The 19,542-nt window shown below is 60.0% G+C and carries 22 protein-coding genes and 1 pseudogene; 11 read left to right on the top strand and 12 right to left on the bottom strand.

Annotation, left to right across the window (positions count from 1 at the left end; translation table 11 throughout):
* Positions 1–51: 51 nt before the first annotated feature.
* Positions 52–870, bottom strand: coding sequence for a M48 family metallopeptidase (locus AC1RP7_RS09145; RefSeq protein WP_057713338.1), 819 nt, complete (start codon positions 868–870; stop codon positions 52–54).
* A gap of 272 nt (positions 871–1,142) precedes the next feature.
* On the opposite strand from AC1RP7_RS09145, the pseudogene AC1RP7_RS09140 reads away from it, so the two are divergent.
* A pseudogene (locus tag AC1RP7_RS09140) lies at positions 1,143–2,429 on the top strand (methyl-accepting chemotaxis protein); the annotation flags it as partial.
* A gap of 12 nt (positions 2,430–2,441) precedes the next feature.
* Positions 2,442–3,284 carry a methyl-accepting chemotaxis protein gene (locus tag AC1RP7_RS09135; protein WP_371318439.1) on the top strand — a complete coding sequence of 281 codons (843 nt, stop codon included), beginning with the start codon at positions 2,442–2,444 and terminating at the stop codon, positions 3,282–3,284.
* A 111-nt stretch (positions 3,285–3,395) separates the two neighbouring features.
* Here AC1RP7_RS09135 and AC1RP7_RS09130 read toward each other — a convergent pair whose 3' ends face one another.
* Genes AC1RP7_RS09130 through AC1RP7_RS09120 form a run of 3 tightly spaced genes read right to left on the bottom strand, consistent with a single transcriptional unit; the run spans position 3,396 to position 4,507 of the window.
* The gene (locus tag AC1RP7_RS09130) at positions 3,396–4,019 is read right to left on the bottom strand and encodes an SOS response-associated peptidase (protein ID WP_046041890.1); all 624 of its coding nucleotides are present in this window, start codon (positions 4,017–4,019) and stop codon (positions 3,396–3,398) included.
* 35 nt (positions 4,020–4,054) lie between these two features.
* Positions 4,055–4,315 carry a putative signal transducing protein gene (locus tag AC1RP7_RS09125; RefSeq protein WP_057713336.1) on the bottom strand — a complete coding sequence of 87 codons (261 nt, stop codon included), beginning with the start codon at positions 4,313–4,315 and terminating at the stop codon, positions 4,055–4,057.
* Between the two features lie 9 nt (positions 4,316–4,324).
* Complete coding sequence (locus AC1RP7_RS09120) at positions 4,325–4,507, bottom strand: CPXCG motif-containing cysteine-rich protein (protein ID WP_053159662.1); 183 nt, start codon at positions 4,505–4,507, stop codon at positions 4,325–4,327.
* 139 nt (positions 4,508–4,646) lie between these two features.
* On the opposite strand from AC1RP7_RS09120, the gene AC1RP7_RS09115 reads away from it, so the two are divergent.
* Positions 4,647–5,813 (top strand): 1-acyl-sn-glycerol-3-phosphate acyltransferase, encoded by a 1,167-nt coding sequence (locus tag AC1RP7_RS09115; RefSeq protein WP_057713335.1) that lies wholly within the window; start codon positions 4,647–4,649, stop codon positions 5,811–5,813.
* 172 nt (positions 5,814–5,985) lie between these two features.
* On the opposite strand, the gene AC1RP7_RS09110 is transcribed toward AC1RP7_RS09115, so the two are convergent.
* Positions 5,986–6,264 (bottom strand): hypothetical protein, encoded by a 279-nt coding sequence (locus AC1RP7_RS09110; RefSeq protein WP_493181278.1) that lies wholly within the window; start codon positions 6,262–6,264, stop codon positions 5,986–5,988.
* 190 nt (positions 6,265–6,454) lie between these two features.
* Between AC1RP7_RS09110 and AC1RP7_RS09105 the strand changes: the two genes are divergently transcribed.
* Positions 6,455–6,661: a hypothetical protein gene (locus AC1RP7_RS09105; RefSeq protein WP_033052291.1), complete on the top strand. Its 207-nt coding sequence runs from the start codon at positions 6,455–6,457 to the stop codon at positions 6,659–6,661.
* A gap of 119 nt (positions 6,662–6,780) precedes the next feature.
* Here the strand turns inward: AC1RP7_RS09105 and AC1RP7_RS09100 are convergent, their stop codons facing one another.
* Positions 6,781–7,365: a YajG family lipoprotein gene (locus tag AC1RP7_RS09100; protein WP_057713333.1), complete on the bottom strand. Its 585-nt coding sequence runs from the start codon at positions 7,363–7,365 to the stop codon at positions 6,781–6,783.
* A gap of 204 nt (positions 7,366–7,569) precedes the next feature.
* Between AC1RP7_RS09100 and AC1RP7_RS09095 the strand changes: the two genes are divergently transcribed.
* The gene (locus AC1RP7_RS09095; RefSeq protein WP_493181280.1) at positions 7,570–7,809 is read left to right on the top strand and encodes a hypothetical protein; all 240 of its coding nucleotides are present in this window, start codon (positions 7,570–7,572) and stop codon (positions 7,807–7,809) included.
* Between the two features lie 739 nt (positions 7,810–8,548).
* Positions 8,549–10,057: a malate dehydrogenase (quinone) gene (gene mqo, locus AC1RP7_RS09090; RefSeq protein ID WP_154860509.1), complete on the top strand. Its 1,509-nt coding sequence runs from the start codon at positions 8,549–8,551 to the stop codon at positions 10,055–10,057.
* A gap of 66 nt (positions 10,058–10,123) precedes the next feature.
* On the opposite strand, the gene AC1RP7_RS09085 is transcribed toward mqo, so the two are convergent.
* The 4 genes from AC1RP7_RS09085 to AC1RP7_RS09070 form a co-directional block, all read right to left on the bottom strand.
* Complete coding sequence (locus tag AC1RP7_RS09085; RefSeq protein ID WP_015096805.1) at positions 10,124–10,411, bottom strand: PA4642 family protein; 288 nt, start codon at positions 10,409–10,411, stop codon at positions 10,124–10,126.
* 63 nt (positions 10,412–10,474) lie between these two features.
* Positions 10,475–10,960: a hypothetical protein gene (locus AC1RP7_RS09080; RefSeq protein WP_493181282.1), complete on the bottom strand. Its 486-nt coding sequence runs from the start codon at positions 10,958–10,960 to the stop codon at positions 10,475–10,477.
* Positions 10,961–11,130: 170 nt separating this feature from the next.
* Positions 11,131–11,604: a WbuC family cupin fold metalloprotein gene (locus tag AC1RP7_RS09075; protein ID WP_154909520.1), complete on the bottom strand. Its 474-nt coding sequence runs from the start codon at positions 11,602–11,604 to the stop codon at positions 11,131–11,133.
* 3 nt (positions 11,605–11,607) lie between these two features.
* Positions 11,608–12,165 carry a hypoxanthine-guanine phosphoribosyltransferase gene (locus AC1RP7_RS09070; RefSeq protein ID WP_493181283.1) on the bottom strand — a complete coding sequence of 186 codons (558 nt, stop codon included), beginning with the start codon at positions 12,163–12,165 and terminating at the stop codon, positions 11,608–11,610.
* Positions 12,166–12,331: 166 nt separating this feature from the next.
* On the opposite strand from AC1RP7_RS09070, the gene upp reads away from it, so the two are divergent.
* The gene (gene upp / locus AC1RP7_RS09065) at positions 12,332–12,970 is read left to right on the top strand and encodes a uracil phosphoribosyltransferase (protein ID WP_053159679.1); all 639 of its coding nucleotides are present in this window, start codon (positions 12,332–12,334) and stop codon (positions 12,968–12,970) included.
* Between the two features lie 2 nt (positions 12,971–12,972).
* Positions 12,973–14,247, top strand: a complete 1,275-nt coding sequence (locus AC1RP7_RS09060) for a uracil-xanthine permease family protein (protein WP_057713328.1) — start codon at positions 12,973–12,975, stop codon at positions 14,245–14,247.
* Between the two features lie 103 nt (positions 14,248–14,350).
* On the opposite strand, the gene hemH is transcribed toward AC1RP7_RS09060, so the two are convergent.
* Together hemH and AC1RP7_RS09050 are read right to left on the bottom strand one after the other, a co-directional pair.
* Positions 14,351–15,373, bottom strand: a complete 1,023-nt coding sequence (gene hemH / locus AC1RP7_RS09055; RefSeq protein ID WP_154860512.1) for a ferrochelatase — start codon at positions 15,371–15,373, stop codon at positions 14,351–14,353.
* A 13-nt stretch (positions 15,374–15,386) separates the two neighbouring features.
* A complete protein-coding gene (locus tag AC1RP7_RS09050; protein WP_493181285.1) occupies positions 15,387–16,289 on the bottom strand; it encodes a TIGR01777 family oxidoreductase in 903 nt (300 codons plus the stop codon).
* 196 nt (positions 16,290–16,485) lie between these two features.
* On the opposite strand from AC1RP7_RS09050, the gene AC1RP7_RS09045 reads away from it, so the two are divergent.
* The 3 genes from AC1RP7_RS09045 to AC1RP7_RS09035 all read left to right on the top strand — a co-directional run bounded on the left by AC1RP7_RS09045 (position 16,486) and on the right by AC1RP7_RS09035 (position 19,526).
* A complete protein-coding gene (locus tag AC1RP7_RS09045) occupies positions 16,486–17,472 on the top strand; it encodes an NAD(P)/FAD-dependent oxidoreductase (RefSeq protein WP_057713325.1) in 987 nt (328 codons plus the stop codon).
* Positions 17,473–17,625: 153 nt separating this feature from the next.
* Positions 17,626–18,585 (top strand): YbgA family protein, encoded by a 960-nt coding sequence (locus AC1RP7_RS09040; RefSeq protein WP_493181286.1) that lies wholly within the window; start codon positions 17,626–17,628, stop codon positions 18,583–18,585.
* Positions 18,585–19,526, top strand: coding sequence for a MerR family transcriptional regulator (locus tag AC1RP7_RS09035; protein ID WP_057713323.1), 942 nt, complete (start codon positions 18,585–18,587; stop codon positions 19,524–19,526). The genes AC1RP7_RS09040 and AC1RP7_RS09035 overlap by 1 nt, the downstream gene beginning before the upstream one ends.
* Positions 19,527–19,542: the final 16 nt, after the last annotated feature.

The following is a 19,542-nucleotide window of genomic DNA, read 5'->3' as shown; positions in this document are numbered from 1 at the left end:
TCGCAGCCCAACGGGGGCGAGCCCCCTCGCCACATTTTCAGCATCTGATAGTCAAGACTTCTTGGCCTGCTCATACAAAGGCATGACCTTCGGAATCGCCGCCTGCAACGCCGCAATACGACTCGACGACGCCGGGTGAGTGCTCATGAACTCCGGTGGCGAACCTTCCGAGGCCTTGCTCATCTTGTTCCACAGGGTGATCGCGGCATTCGGGTTGTAACCGGCGCGGGCGGCCAGTTCCAGGCCGATCAGGTCCGCTTCGTTTTCATTGGCACGGCTGTTGGGCAAGGTCATGCCGTAGTTGGCCACGGTATCGGCCAGGGCCAGACTGTCCTGCCCCAACCCGAGCAAGGTACCCGCGCCCTGCTTCGCCATTTCGATGCCGTAAGCCTTGGACATCGCTTCACGACCGTGCTCACGCAGGGCGTGGGCGATTTCATGGCCCATGATCGCGGCGATTTCATCGTCGGTCAGTTGCAGTTTGTCGATCAACCCGGTGTAGAAAATGATCTTGCCGCCAGGGCCGCAGTTGGCGTTGAGCTCATCGCTCTTGATCAGGTTGACTTCCCACTTCCACTGGGCCGCGTCCGGACGGAAGTTCGGCGCCTGGGCAATCAGCCGGTCGGCAATCGCCTGAACCCGCTGGGCTTCATTGCTGGTCTTGTCCAGCACACCCTTGCTGGACGCTTCGCCCACTGTTTTCTGATAGGACTGGGCGTACATCTGGTCGACCTGTTGCGAGGACAACATGCTGAACATGTACTGCTTGCGCTCAATGCCTACAGCGCCGCCTTTGGTGGTATTGACCGACTGGCAGCCGGTGAGCAGCAGCGCTGCGCTCAGTGCACTGACACCCAAAATCTTGTTCATCAAAAAACTCCCTGAAAACATGCCGAGTATCCTAGGCGTGGAAATGTATCGACGCCAGATACAGTGGACGTAAGACGCACAATTCGGACAAAGCTCTCATCGCCGTAGAAAAAAATTCACATACGACGACAACCCGCTGCCCATCACGCCGCTCATTGATTCAATTACGACATCCGGCACGCAAAAACGGTCCTTTCAACTGCCCACGCTCATGCCCGCCCGTCACCCTGCCGATACACCTGGGCAGACGTCCTTTCGCGTGCGGAGCCCCCATGAAATTCAAGTCGATCCAGTTTTCCGTGGCGGCCCTTGCCGGCGCCATTGTCCTTAGTGTCGTGGCAGCGCTGGTTGTGTACGCACTGTTCTCCGGCGCCCGGACGCAAGACATGGTCCAGGAGCGGACCCAGGCCCAATTCGAGCAAGTCATCGAACAACGCCTGACGTCCCTGGCGCAAACCCAGGTCAGCCAGATCCAGCGCGAACTCGAAGCACCGCTGCTGATTGCCGGCGGACTGGTGCGGGTCAACGCCCTGATCGGCACACCGGGTGCCGATGGCCAGCCCGCCCTGAGCCTGAGTCGCGAGCAACTGATCGGCCTGATCAAGGAAAACGTGGTCAAGAACCCGAAAATCCTCGGCACCTACATCGGCTGGGAAAAAGACGCACTGGATCACAACGATGCGGCCTACGTCGGCACCCAGGTGGTCGGCATCGACGCCAGCAACGGGCGCTTCCTGCCCTGGTGGTTCCGCAACGACGACGGCACCCTGGGCCTGGACAAACTGGTGGACGTCGACGACCAGAAAACCCTGTCCACTGGCGTGCGCGCCAGCGAGTACTACCTGTGCTCGAAAGAAACCAAAAAATCCTGCGTGATCGACCCGGCGCCTTATAAGGTGGGCGACAAAATCGTCATGCTCGCCTCCTTTATTGAGCCAATCATGCTCAACGGTGCCTTCCAGGGCATCGTCGGCGCCGACCTGTCGGTGAACTTCATCCAGGAAATGCTCCTGGGCGCCAACCAGAAGCTTTACAGCGGCGCCGGGGAAATGGCCCTGATCGGCGGCAATGGCCGGATCGTTGCCTACACCAAGGATCCGAGCAAATTCGGCGAGAAGGTCAGCGACATCCTCGACAGCAAACAGATCGCCAACATGGCCAATCTCAAGCGCGGCGAAGTCACCTATACCGTCGACAAGGCCCAGGGCCGGATCGAGTTGTACCTGCCGTTCGGCATCGGCCAGACCGACGCCCGCTGGACCCTGATGCTGCAGTTGCCGCTGAATGCGGTCATGGCCGACCTGCAAAAGCTCCAGGCCGACCTGGACGCGCAGCGCAAATCCGACACCTTCGGCATGGCGATGGTTGGCTTGGTGATTGCCGGTATCGGCTTGCTGGTGATCTGGCTGGTGGGCCACGGCATCGCCCGCCCGCTCAAGCAGATGGTGGCCATGCTCGACGATATCGCCCAGGGCGAAGGCGACCTGACCCGACGCCTGACCAGCGATCGCGCCGATGAACTGGGCTCGATCGCCAAAGGCTTCAACACTTTCCTGGCCAAGTTGCAGGCGATGATCACCCAAGTGGTGACTTCGGTGCAGAGCGTCAGCGATTCGTCGGAACACACCGCCGACATCGCCATCCGCACCAACACCGGTGTGCACAAGCAAATGGCCGAGATTGATCAAGTGGCCACCGCCGTACAGGAAATGACCGCCACCGCCCAGGACGTCGCGCGCAATGCGACCCAGGCCGCACAGGCCGCCAGCCATGCCGATCAGGCCGCCAGCCAGGGCATGCAGATCGTGCGCGACACCTCGAACTCGATTGGTGCCCTCGCCGTGGAGATCGGCCGGGCCGTCGGCGTGGTGCAAACCCTGGCCAAGGACAGCGAAAACATCAACGCCATCCTCACCGCCATTCGCGGGATCGCCGAGCAGACCAACCTGCTGGCCCTTAACGCAGCCATCGAAGCCGCCCGTGCCGGTGAACAGGGCCGAGGTTTTGCCGTGGTGGCCGACGAGGTGCGTAACCTGGCGCAGAAGACGCAAAAGGCCACCGAAGAAATCCAGACCATGATCCAGCAACTGCAGCAAGGCACCCGGGATGTGGTGCGAGTCATGGAGGACAGCCAGAACCGCACGGACGAAAGCGTACTGCACGCATCGAAGGCCGCCGAAGCACTGGAAACCATTACTCAGGCCGTGTCGGTGATCAACGACATGAACACCCAGATTGCCAGCGCGGCCGAGGAGCAAAGTGCGGTGGCGGACGACATTAACCGCAACGTGATCAACATCGGCCAGGTGGCCAATGAAGTGGCCGGTGGGGCGGATGAGTCGAGCGCGGCCAGTGCGGACTTGACCAAACTGGCTGAGCAGCAGCGGCGGTTGATCAATCAGTTCCGGGTCTGATCCGAAGCCCCCATCGCGAGCAAGCTCGCTCCCACATTGGATCTGTGGCGTCACAAATTCCCTGTGGGAGCGAGCTTGCTCGCGATGGGGCCGGTTCAGCCACCCATTAGCTCAACCCGGAGTAAGGCACTCCGGCCCATTGAGCTTCGGATCATTCACCATGTTGGCCAGCACCCGTTCGCGCAATGCCGCAGGTTCACTGGCCAGCAATGCTTGCAAAGCATGCAACGGCGTCTCGGGATCCAACCACGCGGCCTGCCCCGCCTCATCAAGAATCAACGGCCGCCGCTGGCTCGCTGCCGGCTGGGTAATCACCGCGGTACTCAGCCACACCTGCTCCTGTACCGGATACGCCTCCCAGATCGCCGCAAAAAATAATGACGAGCCCTCCCCTGGTGTCAGCCAATACGGGCGCTTGCGCGTCGTGCCGCGCCATTCGTAGAAACCATTGGCCGGCAACAGGCAGCGGCGCTCGCGCAAGGCCTGGCGAAACATTGGCTGTTCGGCAACGGTTTCGGCGCGGGCGTGGGCCGGGGTGCGGGACAGATCGGTCAGCCAGGGTGGCGTCAGGCCCCAGCGGGCGCGGGCCAGCGTGCGCTGACCGTCTGGTTCGGCCCGTAGCATCAACACCGAATCATTGGGGGAAATGTTCCACTGCGCCTGCTGGTCGGCGGGAAAACCGGGCAGCGCCGCGAAGGCGGGGTTCCAGCGAAACAGGGCATAACGTCCACACATGGGGCAACACGACTCTTGATCAAACGAACGCCAGCCTAACAGACCAGCGTGCCGGGGAAGCTGTCCGGTTCATCGCCAGACAGCGGCAGCGCGGCATTGTACGCGGTGATCAGCTCGCGGGCGTATTCGGCCTGGTCGTTATCCACTGCCAAACCCAGCAAACCGAAAATCGGCAACTCACCGGTGGCTCCCACCAGATCACGTCCCACCAGATGCGCCTCAATGCCCTCGCTGGCGAGCATGCCTTGCAGCAACTCGCCTTCCATCAGGTTTTCCGGGTCGTAGATGCGCTGCATACACGCTCCTCACTCGTTTTCGCTGAACACTTCGAGATGCCATTCCTCTTCATGAACCTGCAACACGAAGGTTATCGGCCGACAGCACACCTGGCAGTCTTCAATATAGGTCTGATCGCCACCGGACAAATCCAGCGTCGTCTCGACTTCCTCACCACAATACGGACATTCATATTGCGCAGTTTCCAGCATCGCGGTCTCCCAAGTGACTTGTGCGTATAATCGCCGGTCTATTTGCAGGGCTATTTTTGTCTGGCTACTTTTTCAGACCGTACCCCGCCGGTTTTCGATCAAAACCTTTACTTACCCTAGCCGTTTCTAACAAGAGAGCATGATGGGCGAATTCGATGCCATCCGACCTTACGACGACAGCGAAGTCCCAGCGGTGCTGGACCGGCTGCTCGGCGACAAGGCGTTTCTAGATATCCTCACCCACTTCCGCTTCCCGCGTTTCGCCGGCGCTTTAGGCTGGGCACTCAAACCTCTTATAGCCCATCGGCTGCGCCGTGAGTTTGCCGGCATTACCTCAGTGGCCACGCTGCAGGACAAAGTCGAGGTTTACGTCGACCACACCATTGAGCGTGCCACCGACGGTGTCACCTATACCGGGGTGGAGCAATTCAAGTCCGGCAGCGCCTATCTGTTCATCGCCAACCACCGCGACATCGTGATGGACCCGGCCTTCGTCAACTATGCCGTGTACCACGCCGGCCTGCCGACGCCACGCATCGCCATTGGCGATAACCTGCTGCAAAAGCCTTTCGTCAGCGACCTGATGCGCCTGAACAAGAGCTTCATCGTGCACCGCTCGATCAGCGGACGTCGGGAAAAAATGGCGGCTTATCAGCTGTTGTCGGCGTACATCAATCATTCGATCCGCAACGATTGCGCCTCGATCTGGATCGCCCAGGCCGAAGGCCGCGCCAAGGACGGTGACGACCGTACCGAATCGGCAATCCTCAAGATGTTCCACATGAGCCGCAAGGACGAGCCGTTCGGCGAAGTCATTCAGTCGCTGAACCTGACCCCGGTGTCGATCAGCTACGAGTACGACCCGTGCGATCAGGCCAAGGCCCGCGAGCTTTACATCCGCGCCACCACCGGCAGCTACACCAAGGTGCCGGGCGAGGATGACGTGAGCATCGCCAAGGGCATCACCGGCTACAAGGGCCGGGTGCATGTGAACTTTGCCGCACCGATCACCGAACTGTTCGAAGACACCAAGCAATTGGCGGTCGAGATGGACCGGCAAATCCTCAGCGGATACCGCTTGTTCCCCGTGCACTACCTGGCTTACGCGCAGTGGAAGGACACCGATCCGCAGTTGCAGGTGCCGAAAGCCGCCGAAGTGTTCCCGGCCGAGGAACTGGCCAAGGCCCAGGAAGAATGGCAACGCCGCCTGGACGCCTGCCCTGAAGAGCATCGTCCATTCCTGGTGCTGCAATATGCGACACCGGTGCGCAATCAGTACCGGGTGAAGGCAGGGTTGCCGCTGTAAGCGGTATCGGCCTGACGGCGCTTTTGTGGCGAGGGGGCTTGCCCCCGTTGGGCTGCGAAGCGGCCCTAAAACCCAAGAAGGTTTTCCCTCTGACACAGCGTCCCTGTCGAGGTGACGACGGCTTCGCCGCCGAACGGGGGCAAGCCCCCTCGCCACAGGGTTTACTTCAGCCTCAGACCTGCGTACTGATCCACGACACCAGCAGTGCCATTCCCATGCAGGCAAAGCCGAAGATGTAGAAAAACCGGTTCTTGCGCAAGGTCGCCCAGTCCAGCGTGGGCTCTACGCTGGGGCTGCTCTGGCGCTGCGCCTGCAGACTGGCCATCGCGCGCAGTTCGCGACGACGGGTGGCGTGCACCAACCAGCCGCCGGGGAAGGCAAAGAACAAGGCCAGCAGATTGATCAATTTGGCGGGATGGGCGGTAAACAGCGTCATCAAGTGCAGCGACATCACAAACCTCAAGTAACACAGGTGGCAGGTGCCGGACCGGCGACCGCGGCGCGGATTCTACCGAAAGCCTGCGCGCCTGCCCTATGTTTCCGACAAATAACGAAGCGTTTGATCAATAGCTGTCCTGAGTCACGGCTTCGTCATCTGTATCGGCGAACATGCGCGCCTCGAAACCGACACGGATCACGTCATGCTCCACGCCGAAAACCAGGATCGTCTTTACCTCATCACCCCCAGCGAAGAACAACAAGCCCTCGTCGGCAGTCTCGCCTTCAACGTTCAGGACCGCCACTGGCTGGTGTATTGCGCACTCGGCGGCCACCAGCATGCGGATTTGCCGGAGGCGGATTTACTGACGGGCGTGAGCGTGCTGGATTTTTACTCGCAAGCTGCCTGATACCGATCTGTAGGAGCGAGCTTGCTCGCGATGGACTTGAGGACGCCGCGGGGTATCAGATTCCCCGCGTAATCGTTAACGACCATCGCGAGCAGGCTCGCTCCTGCAGTGGGCTCGCATTACTCGCCGAGAACCTGCCCCACAGTCGGGTCCTTGAACAGGCGGGTCAACGCATCACTGAGCACATCGCTGACCAGCTTGGTGTTGGTTTCCTGGTTCGGCGCCATACCGAAGCGCTGGTCCAGGGAAGCACCATAACGGCCGCTGTAGCGACGGTTGGCGTTCTGCACATCCGAGCGGAAGGTCGCGCCGATGGTGGCTTCGGTCACGTACATGCCTTCTTTAGGCGACTGATACTTCAGCTCGGCCAGGGTCACGGTGATTTGCGGTGCGTTCGCCGCATTGGCGGTCGGGGTGAAACCCAACAGACGCACGGCAGCTTCGGCCTGAGCCTGCAGTTTCGGCAGGATCTGCGCGCCTTGTACGGTAATCGCGCTGGTCTCCGGGTACAGGCCACCACGGGTGCCGAGGGTTGGCGACGGACGTCCGTCCACCACACGCACCACAACAGGCTGACCGTGGCCGACGGGCGCCAGTTGAGCCGTCAGCTTGGGTTCCGGGCTCAGTTGTTGCGGGCTGTGGGCGCAGCCAACCAGGGTCAAACTGGTCACAGTGATCAAACCGAACAACAGGCGTTGCAACATGCTCTTCTCTCCAGAATCAGGCACAAACAGGCCGGCAGTATAGCGGTGCGCCACTGCGGGTAACCAGCACCTCACAGTGTTTGATGAAATCTCTGACAAGCCCCTGGCAACGCGGTTCCTGTCATGCAGATGTCACCCCCCATACACTTGCACGTAATGGCCTGCAGGCAATCTTCTCGGCAGACACCCAAACGGTATATCGCCATGCGCCATCTGATCTCTCTGTTCGCGCCACGCCCACTGCATCGCTGCTTCGCCCTGCTCGACCGCAACGGCCGTTGCCAGGCCTTCAAACAGTGCAGCCTCCAGCCCATGGGCGATGGCTGGGTTGAAATCGAAGAGATCCGCCTGAACTGGCTGAATCAGCCGCTGCCTGCCGGTGCCCGCGTCGTTTCGCAGCAGCACCGGCCACGCTCGCGTGCACATCAAATGATGACGACCTGACCAAACACCTAATAAAAGTCATTAAACACGACCATTTCCCTGCGTTTCTTAGATACAATCTCCCCCCGATTATAAGGACGTCTCCTGATCGGGCCTCGCAGCATCGTCAATGCGCTTGTATTGACACCCCCGCACCGCCCACAGAGAGCCGCCCACACAGATCGAGTGAAGCTGGCGCGCTTGCTGTTTTGTTGAGCAAAACCTCCACTTTTCGCGAATCTGCAGAGCTGTCATTACGCTCGGTCACTGAGCTGTTTGCCCGTTTTGCCTGCCCTGTATCCCATGGCGGCAATCCATCCGGGCACGGTGCCAGGCTGGGACAGCCCTTTTTGAGGTTCACGTCTTCAAAAGAGCGTGAAAAAAACGGGTTTTCACAACTTCACAAGAGTGTGGCGAGCAAATGAATAGTTTTGCGTCTGAACATGCACCATTAGCGTCTACAACAGCCCAACGACACAGGACCGAGTATTCCTCGAACACCGGAGCCTGAAGCCTGTCCGCTACGGATTTGGTTGCACAAACGGATGTATCGACCATAAGTCGAATTGCCTCCCGCGCGCTGAAATGAGTTCATATGGCTCATTAGGCCTGGCAGGTAGCGTCCGTCGAAGTTGCGATAAATTGCGAAGATTCGGACATGGCGATCCTGCCATGGGTACCTGGGGCAACACTGACACGCCCCGTCACTCCTGGCAGCCATGCCGACAATTTGGTGCTGCAGATTTTGGAGACGCGTTAAATGGCGCATAACGAAGCAGTCGACGTAGTACTGGTTGGGGCCGGCATCATGAGTGCCACCCTTGCAGTACTGCTCAAAGAGCTCGACCCCGCGATCAAGCTGGAAGTCGTCGAGCTGATGGATTCCGGTGCCGCGGAGAGTTCCAACCCGTGGAACAACGCCGGTACCGGTCACGCCGGGCTGTGTGAGCTCAACTACACGCCGCAGGCCGCCGATGGCGCCGTCGACATCAAGAAAGCCGTGCACATCAACACCCAGTTCGAGGTGTCGAAGCAATTCTGGTCGTATCTGACCAAAAAAGGCACGTTCGGCTCGTGCAAATCGTTTATCAGCCCGGTGCCACACCTGAGTTTCGTGCAGGGCGACAGCGGCGTGTCCTTCCTCAAGGAACGCTTCAAGGTGCTGAGCAAGCACCACGCCTTCGCCGACATGGAGTACACCGAAGACAAGGCCAAAATGGCCGAGTGGATGCCGCTGATGATGCCTGGTCGCGATCCTGGCGAAACCCTCGCCGCGACCCGCGTGATCAATGGCACCGACGTCAACTTCGGCGCCCTGACCAACCAGTTGCTCAAGCACCTGACCAGCGCACCCGATGCCCAGGTCAAGTACTGCAAGCGCGTGACCGGCCTCAAGCGCAGCAACGGCGGCTGGACTGTCAGCATCAAGGACGTCAACAGCGGCAACACCCGTGAAGTCGACGCCAAGTTCGTTTTCCTCGGCGCGGGCGGTGCGGCATTGCCGCTGCTGCAGGCCTCGGGCATCGAAGAGAGCAAAGGCTTCGGCGGCTTCCCGATCAGCGGCCAATGGCTGCGTTGCGACAACCCGGAAGTGGTCAAGCACCACCAGGCCAAGGTCTACAGCCAGGCTGCCGTGGGTTCGCCACCAATGTCCGTGCCGCACCTGGATACCCGCGTCGTTGAAGGCAAGAAATCCCTGCTGTTCGGACCGTACGCCGGCTTCACCACCAAGTTCCTCAAGCACGGCTCCTTCATGGACCTGCCGATGTCGGTTCGCGCCGGCAACATCGGGCCGATGCTGTCCGTGGCAAAAAACAACATGGACCTGACCAAGTACCTGGTCAGCGAAGTGATGCAGTCGATGGAGCAGCGCCTGGAGTCCCTGCGTCGCTTCTACCCTGAGGCGAAAGCTGAAGACTGGCGCCTGGAAGTGGCCGGTCAACGGGTGCAGATCATCAAGAAAGACCCGAAGAAAGGCGGCATCCTGCAATTCGGTACCGAACTGGTCGCGGCCAAGGACGGTTCCCTGGCGGCACTGCTCGGCGCTTCGCCAGGTGCCTCAGTGACCGTTTCGATCATGCTTGAGCTGATCGAAAAATGCTTCCCGGGCAAAGCCAAGGGCGAATGGGCCACCAAACTGGCCGAAATTTTCCCGGCCCGGGAAAAGGTCCTGGAAACCGACGCTGCGCTGTATCGCAAGATCAACACGCAGAACAACGTTGCCCTGGAACTGGTTGAAGCCAGCAGCGAGACCGAAAGCTACGCTTGATTCGGCCTTACAAAAAACGCCCCGTTCTCACTGAGAGCGGGGCGTTTTTTTATGGCTGAAATTTACTCAGCCGCGAGCTTTTTCGATCAGTTCAATGTAGTCCGGCGCGTTGCGCTGATCCTTGATCAGGGCGACGAAGTCATTGCCGTGCTCATCCTTGCCATTCACGTCGTAACCCGCTTCGACGAAGAACGTCAGGAAACGCTCGAAATCGTCAATGCGCAGGCCACGATAGGCCTTGACCAGTTTGTGCAGGGACGGAGAAGTCGCGTCGACCGGTTCAAAATCGAGGAACAACTTGATCTGCTCATCACCGATCTCGTCACCAATCACTTGTTTTTTATCTTTACGCATTGCCGACTCCAGCTCGCAGACATTTCACGGGGCGGGCAGTTTACCCCTGCGCGGGCTAAAGGCTCAACGCGGACGAGTGCTGCCGGTGTGCAGATCGGCCCAGACATGACCATTGGCGTAGCTGAGAAACTGGCAATACACCGTGTCGTTGCGCAACAAGTCGATCACCACCCGGTATTGAGCGAGCGGGTAATAGAGGGTCAGGGTTTTGCTCTTATCGTCGTAGACCGGCTTCTTCAGGCTTTTGCTTTCACCATCGAAGTTGACCAGCACCTGACTGATGGTGGCGCCCTTGTTCAGGGATTTGCCCTTGAGCCGAATCATCAGCGGCGAAGTGACCGGAATCGGCTGTTGATTGGATTGACGCTGAGCGCCGACCACTACCGAATAATCGGTGACCTGCATCAGTTGCTGCTGCTCGGGATCGGCATCACGCAGCGTGAGATCGTCCGGCGGCAGGAATTGACTGTGCATGAGCGCCGGCGCGGCGGCCAGTGGCAGGCTGAGGGTCAGCAACAGGGCGGCGCAACTGCGGATCAAAGGGCTCATGACAGGTTCCGGAATCGGGGCCGAACACTCTAGCATGAGCAAACGGACGTGGTTCAAATGCACAGAAGCCACTGTGGGAGCGAGCTTGCTCGCGATGACGTCGGCACATCCAGCATCTATGTGTCAGTGACATCGCCATCGCGAGCAAGCTCGCTCCCACAGGGTACCGATCAGTCGAACTGCGCGCGCATCCAGGCCTGATACTCGGCAACACCCGGCTCGCCTTCGCGCGGCGCCCAATGCGCCAGCTCACCCTCTCCGACCGGACGGTAAGGACCGGCCTTACATTCGAACATCATGCTGTCGGCCTCCAGCACCACCAAACCGTGGAACACACCGGTTGGCAGGTCCACGCCGACACAGTCCCCACCGGCCTGCAGCACGGTCTTGCTCAACACCGCACCGGCCTCGTCAAAGATCAACACACCCAGCCGCCCCTTGAGGACCAACAGGGTTTCAGCCTTGTTGTCGCCCAAATGCCGATGAGGCGGGATATACGTGGACGGCTGCAGCCCCACCGCCATGCGATGACAGGCGTCTTCCATCTGATGGAAATTGTGGTGCTGGCGCCCACGAGGATTGGCCGCGGCTTTCCCGGCCAGTTCGGCGAACAAGGTCTGATCCAGAAAGCGAGGCGTATCCATGTCTTACATTCCTTTAACGGCGAAAATCCCGTTGGCGTTACGCCAGTAACCTTTGTAGTCCATGCCATAACCGAAGATGTAGCGGTCAATGCACGGCAAACCGACGAAATCGGCCTTGAGGTCCGGGCGGGCCTTGCGGTCGTGGTCTTTGTCGATCAGCACGGCGGTGTGCACTTTGCGGGCACCGGCGTGCTTGCAGAAGTCGATGATCGCGCCCAGGGTGTGACCTTCGTCGAGGATGTCGTCGATGATCAGTACGTCACGGTCGATGAAAGAAACTTCCGGCTTGGCTTTCCAGAACAGGTCGCCGCCGCTGGTTTCGTTGCGATAGCGGGTGGCGTGCAGGTAGGACGCTTCCAGCGGAAAATGCAGATAGGTCAGCAGCTTGCCGGAGAAAATCAGCCCGCCGTTCATCACGCAGAACACCACCGGGTTGGAATCCGCCAGTTGATCGTTGATTTGTGTACCGACGCGGGCGATGGCCGCCTCGACTTCAGCTTCGGTGTACAGGCAGTCAGCCTCTCGCATGATTTGACGGATATGCTCGAGATCAGCAGACATGGTGCTCTCCAAAGGGGTGGCGGAATCAGGAAAAGCGGGCAAAGGTACGCATCAAGCGAGGCCAGATCAAGCGTTTGTGGACTAACGTACTGTATGTCTATAGGACAACACCCTCGGATAGATTAATCTAGGCCGGTTTTTTTGCCCGCCGCCGGAGCCTTTCCCCATGCCCATCCATGAGATCCGCCACCCGCTGATCCGTCATAAACTTGGCCTTATGCGCCGCGCAGACATCAGCACCAAGAATTTCCGTGAGCTCGCTCAGGAAGTCGGCGCGCTGCTGACCTATGAAGCCACCAAAGACCTGCCGCTGGAATCCTACGATATCGAAGGCTGGTGCGGCACAGTGTCGGTCGAGAAAATCGCCGGCAAGAAGATAACCGTCGTACCGATCCTGCGCGCCGGCATCGGCATGCTTGAGGGCGTGCTCAGCCTGATCCCGGGCGCCAAGGTCAGCGCCGTGGGCGTTGCCCGCAACGAAGAAACCCTGCAGGCCCACACCTACCTGGAAAAACTGGTTCCGGAAATCGACGAACGCCTGGCGATGATCATCGACCCGATGCTCGCCACCGGCAGCTCCATGGTTGCCACCATCGACCTGCTGAAAAAGGCCGGCTGCCGCGACATCCGCGCCATGGTGCTGGTTGCCGCCCCGGAAGGCATCGCCGCTGTAGAAAAAGCTCACCCGGACGTGATCATCTACACCGCTTCCATTGATCAAAAACTGAACGAACACGGCTACATCATCCCAGGGTTGGGCGATGCCGGTGACAAGATCTTCGGCACCAAGCAGAAGGACGCGTGACCATGCAGCAAGAGTTCAACGATCCGCTCTGGCGCACGGTGCTGTCGGGTGCACAGATGCTGTTCGTGGCCTTTGGCGCCCTGGTGTTGATGCCGCTGATTACCGGTCTCGACCCGAACGTGGCGCTGTTCACGGCCGGCCTGGGGACGATCCTGTTCCAGATCGTCACCGGGCGTCAGGTGCCGGTGTTCCTGGCATCGAGCTTTGCCTTCATCACCCCGATCATTCTCGCCAAGGGCCAGTTCGGCCTGGCCGCGACCATGGGCGGCGTGATGGCGGCAGGTTTCGTCTACACCTTCCTCGGCCTCGCGGTGAAGATCAAAGGCACCGGCTTCATCGACCGCCTGCTACCGCCGGTGGTGATCGGGCCGGTGATCATTTCGATCGGCCTGGCCATGGCGCCGATTGCAGCCAACATGGCCATGGGCAAGGCCGGCGACGGCAGTGAGTTGATTCATTACCAGACGGCAATGATGATTTCGATGCCCGCTCTGCTGACCACACTGATCGTCGCGGTTTTCGGCAAGGGCATCTTTCGCCTGGTGCCGATCATCTCCGGCGTGCTGGTGGGTTTTGGCATGGCGTTCTACTTCGGAGTGGTCGACACCGCGAAGATTGCGGCGGCACCGTGGTTCGCCATCCCGCACTTCACCGCACCGGAATTCAACTGGCAGGCGATTCTGTTCATCGTTCCGGTGGCCCTGGCCCCGGCCATCGAACACATCGGCGGCGTGATTGCCGTGGGTAGCGTGACCGGTCGCGATTACCTAAAGAAGCCCGGCCTGCACCGCACGCTGCTCGGCGATGGCATCGCCACCACGGCGGCCGGTCTGTTCGGCGGCCCGCCCAACACCACCTACGCCGAAGTGACCGGCGCAGTCATGCTGACCAAGAACTACAACCCGAAAATCATGACCTGGGCGGCGATCTTCGCCATCAGCCTGGCGTTCATCGGTAAATTCGGCGCACTGCTGCAAAGCATTCCGGTGCCGGTGATGGGCGGGATTCTGTGCCTGTTGTTCGGTTCGATTGCGGCGGTGGGGATGAATACGCTGATCCGCCACAAGATCGATCTGGGCGAGGCGCGCAATCTGGTGATTGTTTCGGTGACCCTGGTGTTCGGGATCGGCGGCGTGCTGATCGGCACCGGCACCGGGCCGGACGATTTCGGCCTCAAGGGTATCGCGCTGTGCGCGGTGGTGGCGATCGGCTTGAACCTGATCCTGCCGGGCAATGACAGCTGGAAGCACAAGAAGGCGAATGAGCCGCTGATCTGACAGCTTGAGATATTTGTAGTCTGCCAGACAGCTATCGCGAGCAAGCTCGCTCCCACAATTTGGAATGCATTTCCCTGTGGGAGCGGGCTTGCTCGCGAAGCTTTTAAAGCGCCAACGGCGCCCTTTCGCACAACGCACTCAACGCCTTCGCCCAATGCGGGTCATCGTTGAGGCACGGCACCAGCACCAGGTCCTCTCCCCCTGCTGCGCGGAATTGCTCCTTGCCGCGATCACCGATCTCTTCCAGGGTCTCGATGCAATCGGCTACGAATGCCGGGCACATCACCAGAATCTTTTTCACGCCGCTTTTGGCCAACTCATCGAGGCGCGCTTCGGTGTAGGGTTCGATCCATTTGGCGCGCCCCAGCCGCGACTGAAACGACACCGACCACTTGCCCTCCGGCAATCCCATGCGCTTGGCAAACTCTGCCGCCGTACGCAGGCATTGGCCTCGATAACAGGTGGCGACCACCTCCGGCGGCGCACCGGCGCAGCAATCACCGCCACCCTCGAAGCTGTGACCGGGGTTGAGCTTCTTCAGATGCCGTTCCGGCAAGCCATGAAAGCTCATCAGCAAGTGATCGAAATCCTGCTGCAAATGCGGCCGGGTCGTGGCCACCAGCGCATCGAGGTATTCCGGTTGGTCGTAGAACGGCTGGAGCACCGACAACTGCACGTCGAGGTTTTTCTCGCGTACCACGCGCCGGGCCTCTTCTATGACCGTAGTCGTGGTGCTGTCGGCGAACTGTGGATAAAGCGGCGCCAGGGTGATTCGCTTGTGCCCCGCCGCGACCAGGCGCACCAGCGTCGATTCGATCGACGGCTCGCCGTAACGCATCGCCAGTTCGACCGGGCCGTGTTGCCACTGACTGGTCATCGCTTGTTGCAGCCGACGGCTGAGCACCACCAGCGGCGAGCCCTCGTCCCACCAGATCGAGGCATAAGCATGGGCCGACTGCTCGGGACGCTTGATCAGGATCAGCGACACCAGCAGCCGTCGAACCGGCCATGGCAGGTCGATCACGTACGGGTCCATCAGAAATTGATTGAGGTAACTGCGCACATCCGCCACCGAGGTGGAGGCAGGCGAACCCAGGTTGACCAGAAGCAACGCGTGATCGGTCATGCAACGTCCTATTTCAAAGGCGACTGGACAGATCGTCCAAAGCCGCGCGCAAATCCGTGAACTTAAAAGTGAAACCAGCCTGTAACAAACGCACTGGAGTCGCGCGCTGGCCGCCCAGCAACAACGAAGACAATTCGCCCAGGCCTACTTTCAAGGCAAGGGTCGGCATCGGCATGAACGCCGGGCGATCCAGCACGCTACCCAGTGTTTTGGCGAACTCGCGATTACGCACGGGTTCGGGCGCGCACGCATTATAGGGACCGCTGGCCTCGTTGCGATGCAGCAGAAAATCAATCAGGGCGATTTGATCGTCGATATGAATCCACGGCATCCACTGCCGGCCGTTGCCGATCGGCCCTCCCAGGCCCAGTTTGAACGGCAGTAACAGCCGCGACAAAAAGCCGCCCTCTGCCGACAGCACCAACCCGGTTCGAATAAGGATGACGCGAATACCCAGCACCTCAGCTCGCTGTGCGGTCTCTTCCCAGGCGATGCATAACTGACTGGCAAAATCATCGATGACCGGTGGCGACTCTTCGGTCAACTCACGTTCGCCACCATCGCCATACCAACCGATTGCAGAACCGGAGATCAGCACCTGCGGTTTCTGTGCGCGGCTTTCAAGCCAGGCCAGAAGGGTTTCGGTGAGCGTGATTCGGCTACTCCACAGCAGGGCTTTGCGTTTGTGCGTCCAGAGTCGGTCGGCGATCGGTGCCCCGGCAAGATTGATAATCGCATCGACAGGTTCTTGCCCCAGATCCTCCAGCCGTGCAACTCCACGCACTTGGGCACCACATATTTTCGCGACATTTTCAGGTTGGCGACTCCAGACCGTCAGGCGATATCCCTGACCCGACCAGTGCCGGCAAAGCTGACGTCCTATCAAACCAGTACCGCCGGTCAGCAATATGTGCATGACTTCTTCCTCGCGTGGCGTTTTACCTTGTCCATTAGTCTATTTTTATAAGCAGGGATCTTTGGTATCGAGCAGGCTCTATGTTTAACAATAGGCCAAGCTGTCAGATCGAGAACGCTAAAAGTTATACCAAAAAACAATATTGTACAGGTTTGAACCCCGGCGTAGTCTGTACAGAAAGGTAAACGAGGCCCCTATGACTGTACCTATCGCAATCATCGGCACCGGCATTGCCGGACTCTCCGCCGCCCAGGCCCTGACGGACCTCGGGCACGTGGTCCAACTGTTCGATAAAAGTCGCGGCAGCGGCGGGCGCATGTCGAGCAAGCGCAGCGATGCGGGTGCTCTGGACATGGGCGCGCAGTATTTCACTGCCCGCGACCGGCGTTTTGTCAACGAAGTCCAGCGCTGGCAAGCCAAGGGCTGGGTCGCCGAATGGACGCCGCAGCTGTACACCTACCATGGCGGCCAACTCAACCTGTCGCCGGACGAGCAGACCCGCTGGGTCGGCACGCCTCGCATGAGCGCCATCACCCGCGCCCTGCTCGGTGACCTCGAAGTGCATTTCGCCTGCCGGATCACCGAGGTCTATCGCGGTGAAGAACACTGGCACCTGCAGGACGCCGAAGGCTTCACCCACGGACCGTTCAGCCATGTGGTCATCGCCACGCCGGCCCCACAGGCCACAGCTCTGCTGGCATCTGCACCGAAACTCGCCGGGGCCGCCGCCGGGGTGAAAATGGACCCGACCTGGGCCATCGCCCTGGCCTTCGAAACGCCGCTGGAAACGCCCATGGAAGGCTGCTTCGTACAGGATAGCCCCCTCGACTGGCTGGCCCGAAACCGCAGCAAACCCGGACGCGACAACACCCTCGACACCTGGGTCTTGCATGCCACCAGCGCCTGGAGTCGCCAGCACATCGACCTGTCCAAGGAAGCGGTGATCGAACAGTTGCACGGCGCATTTGCCGAACTGCTGCACGATTCAATGCCCGCGCCGAGCTTCAGCCTCGCCCACCGCTGGCTCTACGCCCGCCCCGCCAGCAGTCACGAATGGGGCACCCTGGCCGATGCCGACCTGGGGCTGTACGCCTGTGGCGACTGGTGCCTGTCCGGACGCGTCGAAGGGGCCTGGCTCAGCGGTCAGGAGGCCGCCCGCCGCTTGCATGAGCACCTGCAGTAAAGAGCATCAATCCGAGCAAATCGCTGCTGTCGCCCTGACAGCAGCCCGTCAAAAACTTATACAAATAATTTGACTTGTACAACTTCGAACCTATGATGAAGTTATCTTGTACAGACCCGAATGTTTGTACAGGTTTAGATTCGAGGTGCTCCGATGTTCCACTCCCCCGCCAAACCGAAAATCGCCATCAGCGCCTGCCTGATGGGGCTCGACGTACGCTACAACGGCGGACACAAGGAATCGCGGTTGTGCAGCCGCACCCTCACTGACTACTTCGATTTCATCCCGGTATGCCCGGAAGTGGCCATTGGCCTGGGCGTACCCCGCCAACCGATTCGGCTGGTGGGCAGTGCAGATCAACCCGAAGCCGTGGGCACCCTCGATCACAACCTTAACGTGACACAACCGCTGGCCACCTACGGCCAGGAAATGGCAGCGCAGCTGGGGGATATTTGCGGCTACATCTTCATGCAAAATTCCCCGTCCTGCGGCTTGGAGCGGGTCAAGGTCTACCACGCCAACGGCGCACGGGCGGACAGTGGCGGGCGCGGGATCTACGCCCGGGCCTTCTGCCCGCGGCACCCGGACTTGCCGGTGGAGGAAGACGGCCGGCTCAACGATCCGGTGCTGCGAGAAAACTTCCTCACCCGAGTGTTCGCCTACAGCGCCTGGCAGCAACTACGCCAAGAGGGCATGAGCCGGCGCGGTCTCACGGACTTTCATTCGCGCTACAAATACCTGCTGATGGCCCACAACCCGGTGCAATACAAAACCCTGGGCAACCTGCTGGGCAACATGGGCAAAACCGACCCACAGGAACTGGGCCCCCGATATTTCAGCGAACTGATGGCTGCGCTGAAAAAATGCGCCACACGTCGCACTCACACCAACGTCCTGCAACACCTCAGTGGCTACCTGAAACAGGCCATCAGCGGCGAAGACAAGCGGGAAGTGCAGCACGTGATCAGCCAGTACCGTCTGGGCATCGTGCCACTGGTGGTGCCGCTGACACTGCTCAAACATCACTTTCGCCAACACCCCGATCCGTACATCGCACAGCAGGTTTACCTGCAACCGCACCCGGAAAACCTCAGCCTGCGAAACGCCATTTGATGAAAAAAGCACTCGACACCAGCGCCCGCGAAGACCTCGGCGATGACTTTAAAAAGGCGCTGGACGAAGGCTGGCTGCCGATCCGTGAGGTGGCGCGGCAGACCGGAGTCAATGCCGTGACCTTGCGTGCCTGGGAGCGGCGCTACGGGCTGATCGTGCCGCTACGCACGCCCAAGGGCCATCGGTTGTTCTCGGCCGACCACGTACAACGCATCCAGACCATCCTCACCTGGCTCAACCGTGGCGTTGCCGTCAGCCAGGTCAAACCATTGCTCGACACGCCGCAAGCCTTCAGCGAGTCCGTCGACAACGATTGGCACGCCTTGCTGCAAACGTTGCTGCAGGCAGTCAGCCGATTGCAGGAGCGCGCCCTGGATGACAGCGTCAATCAGGCGATGGCGCTGTATCCGCCGCGAACCCTGTGCGAGCAATTGCTGATGCCCTTGCTGGCCGCTCTGGAGCAACGCTGGCAAGGCCAGTTCGGGGCGCAGATGGAGCGGGGCTTTTTTTGTGCCTGGTTGCGCAGCAAGTTCGGTGCGCGCATCTACCATAACAATCGTCAGTTGCGCACCGCGCCGCTGCTGCTGGTCAACCACTCGGACCTGCCCGTGGAACCGCACCTGTGGCTCACGGCCTGGCTGATCAGCAGCGCGGATTGCCCGGTGGAGGTCTTCGACTGGCCGCTGCCTGTCGGAGAATTGGCATTGGCGGTCGAACTTCTGCAACCCCGAGGAGTTCTGCTGTACTCAAGCAAAGCCCTGAATCCGGCACAGCTGCCGAAACTTTTCAAAGGTGTCAGTTGCCCAAAAATGATTGCCGGACCAACGGTATGCATCCACCACACCGAGTTGTCCGCAAGTACTGCCGTGATCGCTGATCTGTACCTGGCCGAAGATCCGTTGTCGGCACATCAGGCACTCGTTCAGCGCGGGTTGATTTAAATGGATCGCGTGGATA

The organism is Pseudomonas sp. GW822-FHT01E03, from assembly GCF_058802985.1.
The sequence above is the reverse complement of the archived record's forward strand: the minus strand, read 5'-3'. Positions and strand labels throughout refer to the sequence as shown.

Coding starts and splice junctions, on each gene's coding strand:
- AC1RP7_RS09145 (WP_057713338.1), bottom strand. CDS start 870: ATGAACAAGATTTTGGGTGTCAGTGCACTGAGCGCAGCGCTGCTGCTC.
- AC1RP7_RS09135 (WP_371318439.1), top strand. CDS start 2,442: ATGATCACCCAAGTGGTGACTTCGGTGCAGAGCGTCAGCGATTCGTCG.
- AC1RP7_RS09130 (WP_046041890.1), bottom strand. CDS start 4,019: ATGTGTGGACGTTATGCCCTGTTTCGCTGGAACCCCGCCTTCGCGGCG.
- AC1RP7_RS09125 (WP_057713336.1), bottom strand. CDS start 4,315: ATGCAGCGCATCTACGACCCGGAAAACCTGATGGAAGGCGAGTTGCTG.
- AC1RP7_RS09120 (WP_053159662.1), bottom strand. CDS start 4,507: ATGCTGGAAACTGCGCAATATGAATGTCCGTATTGTGGTGAGGAAGTC.
- AC1RP7_RS09115 (WP_057713335.1), top strand. CDS start 4,647: ATGATGGGCGAATTCGATGCCATCCGACCTTACGACGACAGCGAAGTC.
- AC1RP7_RS09110 (WP_493181278.1), bottom strand. CDS start 6,264: ATGTCGCTGCACTTGATGACGCTGTTTACCGCCCATCCCGCCAAATTG.
- AC1RP7_RS09105 (WP_033052291.1), top strand. CDS start 6,455: ATGCTCCACGCCGAAAACCAGGATCGTCTTTACCTCATCACCCCCAGC.
- AC1RP7_RS09100 (WP_057713333.1), bottom strand. CDS start 7,365: ATGTTGCAACGCCTGTTGTTCGGTTTGATCACTGTGACCAGTTTGACC.
- AC1RP7_RS09095 (WP_493181280.1), top strand. CDS start 7,570: ATGCGCCATCTGATCTCTCTGTTCGCGCCACGCCCACTGCATCGCTGC.
- mqo (WP_154860509.1), top strand. CDS start 8,549: ATGGCGCATAACGAAGCAGTCGACGTAGTACTGGTTGGGGCCGGCATC.
- AC1RP7_RS09085 (WP_015096805.1), bottom strand. CDS start 10,411: ATGCGTAAAGATAAAAAACAAGTGATTGGTGACGAGATCGGTGATGAG.
- AC1RP7_RS09080 (WP_493181282.1), bottom strand. CDS start 10,960: ATGAGCCCTTTGATCCGCAGTTGCGCCGCCCTGTTGCTGACCCTCAGC.
- AC1RP7_RS09075 (WP_154909520.1), bottom strand. CDS start 11,604: ATGGATACGCCTCGCTTTCTGGATCAGACCTTGTTCGCCGAACTGGCC.
- AC1RP7_RS09070 (WP_493181283.1), bottom strand. CDS start 12,165: ATGTCTGCTGATCTCGAGCATATCCGTCAAATCATGCGAGAGGCTGAC.
- upp (WP_053159679.1), top strand. CDS start 12,332: ATGCCCATCCATGAGATCCGCCACCCGCTGATCCGTCATAAACTTGGC.
- AC1RP7_RS09060 (WP_057713328.1), top strand. CDS start 12,973: ATGCAGCAAGAGTTCAACGATCCGCTCTGGCGCACGGTGCTGTCGGGT.
- hemH (WP_154860512.1), bottom strand. CDS start 15,373: ATGACCGATCACGCGTTGCTTCTGGTCAACCTGGGTTCGCCTGCCTCC.
- AC1RP7_RS09050 (WP_493181285.1), bottom strand. CDS start 16,289: ATGCACATATTGCTGACCGGCGGTACTGGTTTGATAGGACGTCAGCTT.
- AC1RP7_RS09045 (WP_057713325.1), top strand. CDS start 16,486: ATGACTGTACCTATCGCAATCATCGGCACCGGCATTGCCGGACTCTCC.
- AC1RP7_RS09040 (WP_493181286.1), top strand. CDS start 17,626: ATGTTCCACTCCCCCGCCAAACCGAAAATCGCCATCAGCGCCTGCCTG.
- AC1RP7_RS09035 (WP_057713323.1), top strand. CDS start 18,585: ATGAAAAAAGCACTCGACACCAGCGCCCGCGAAGACCTCGGCGATGAC.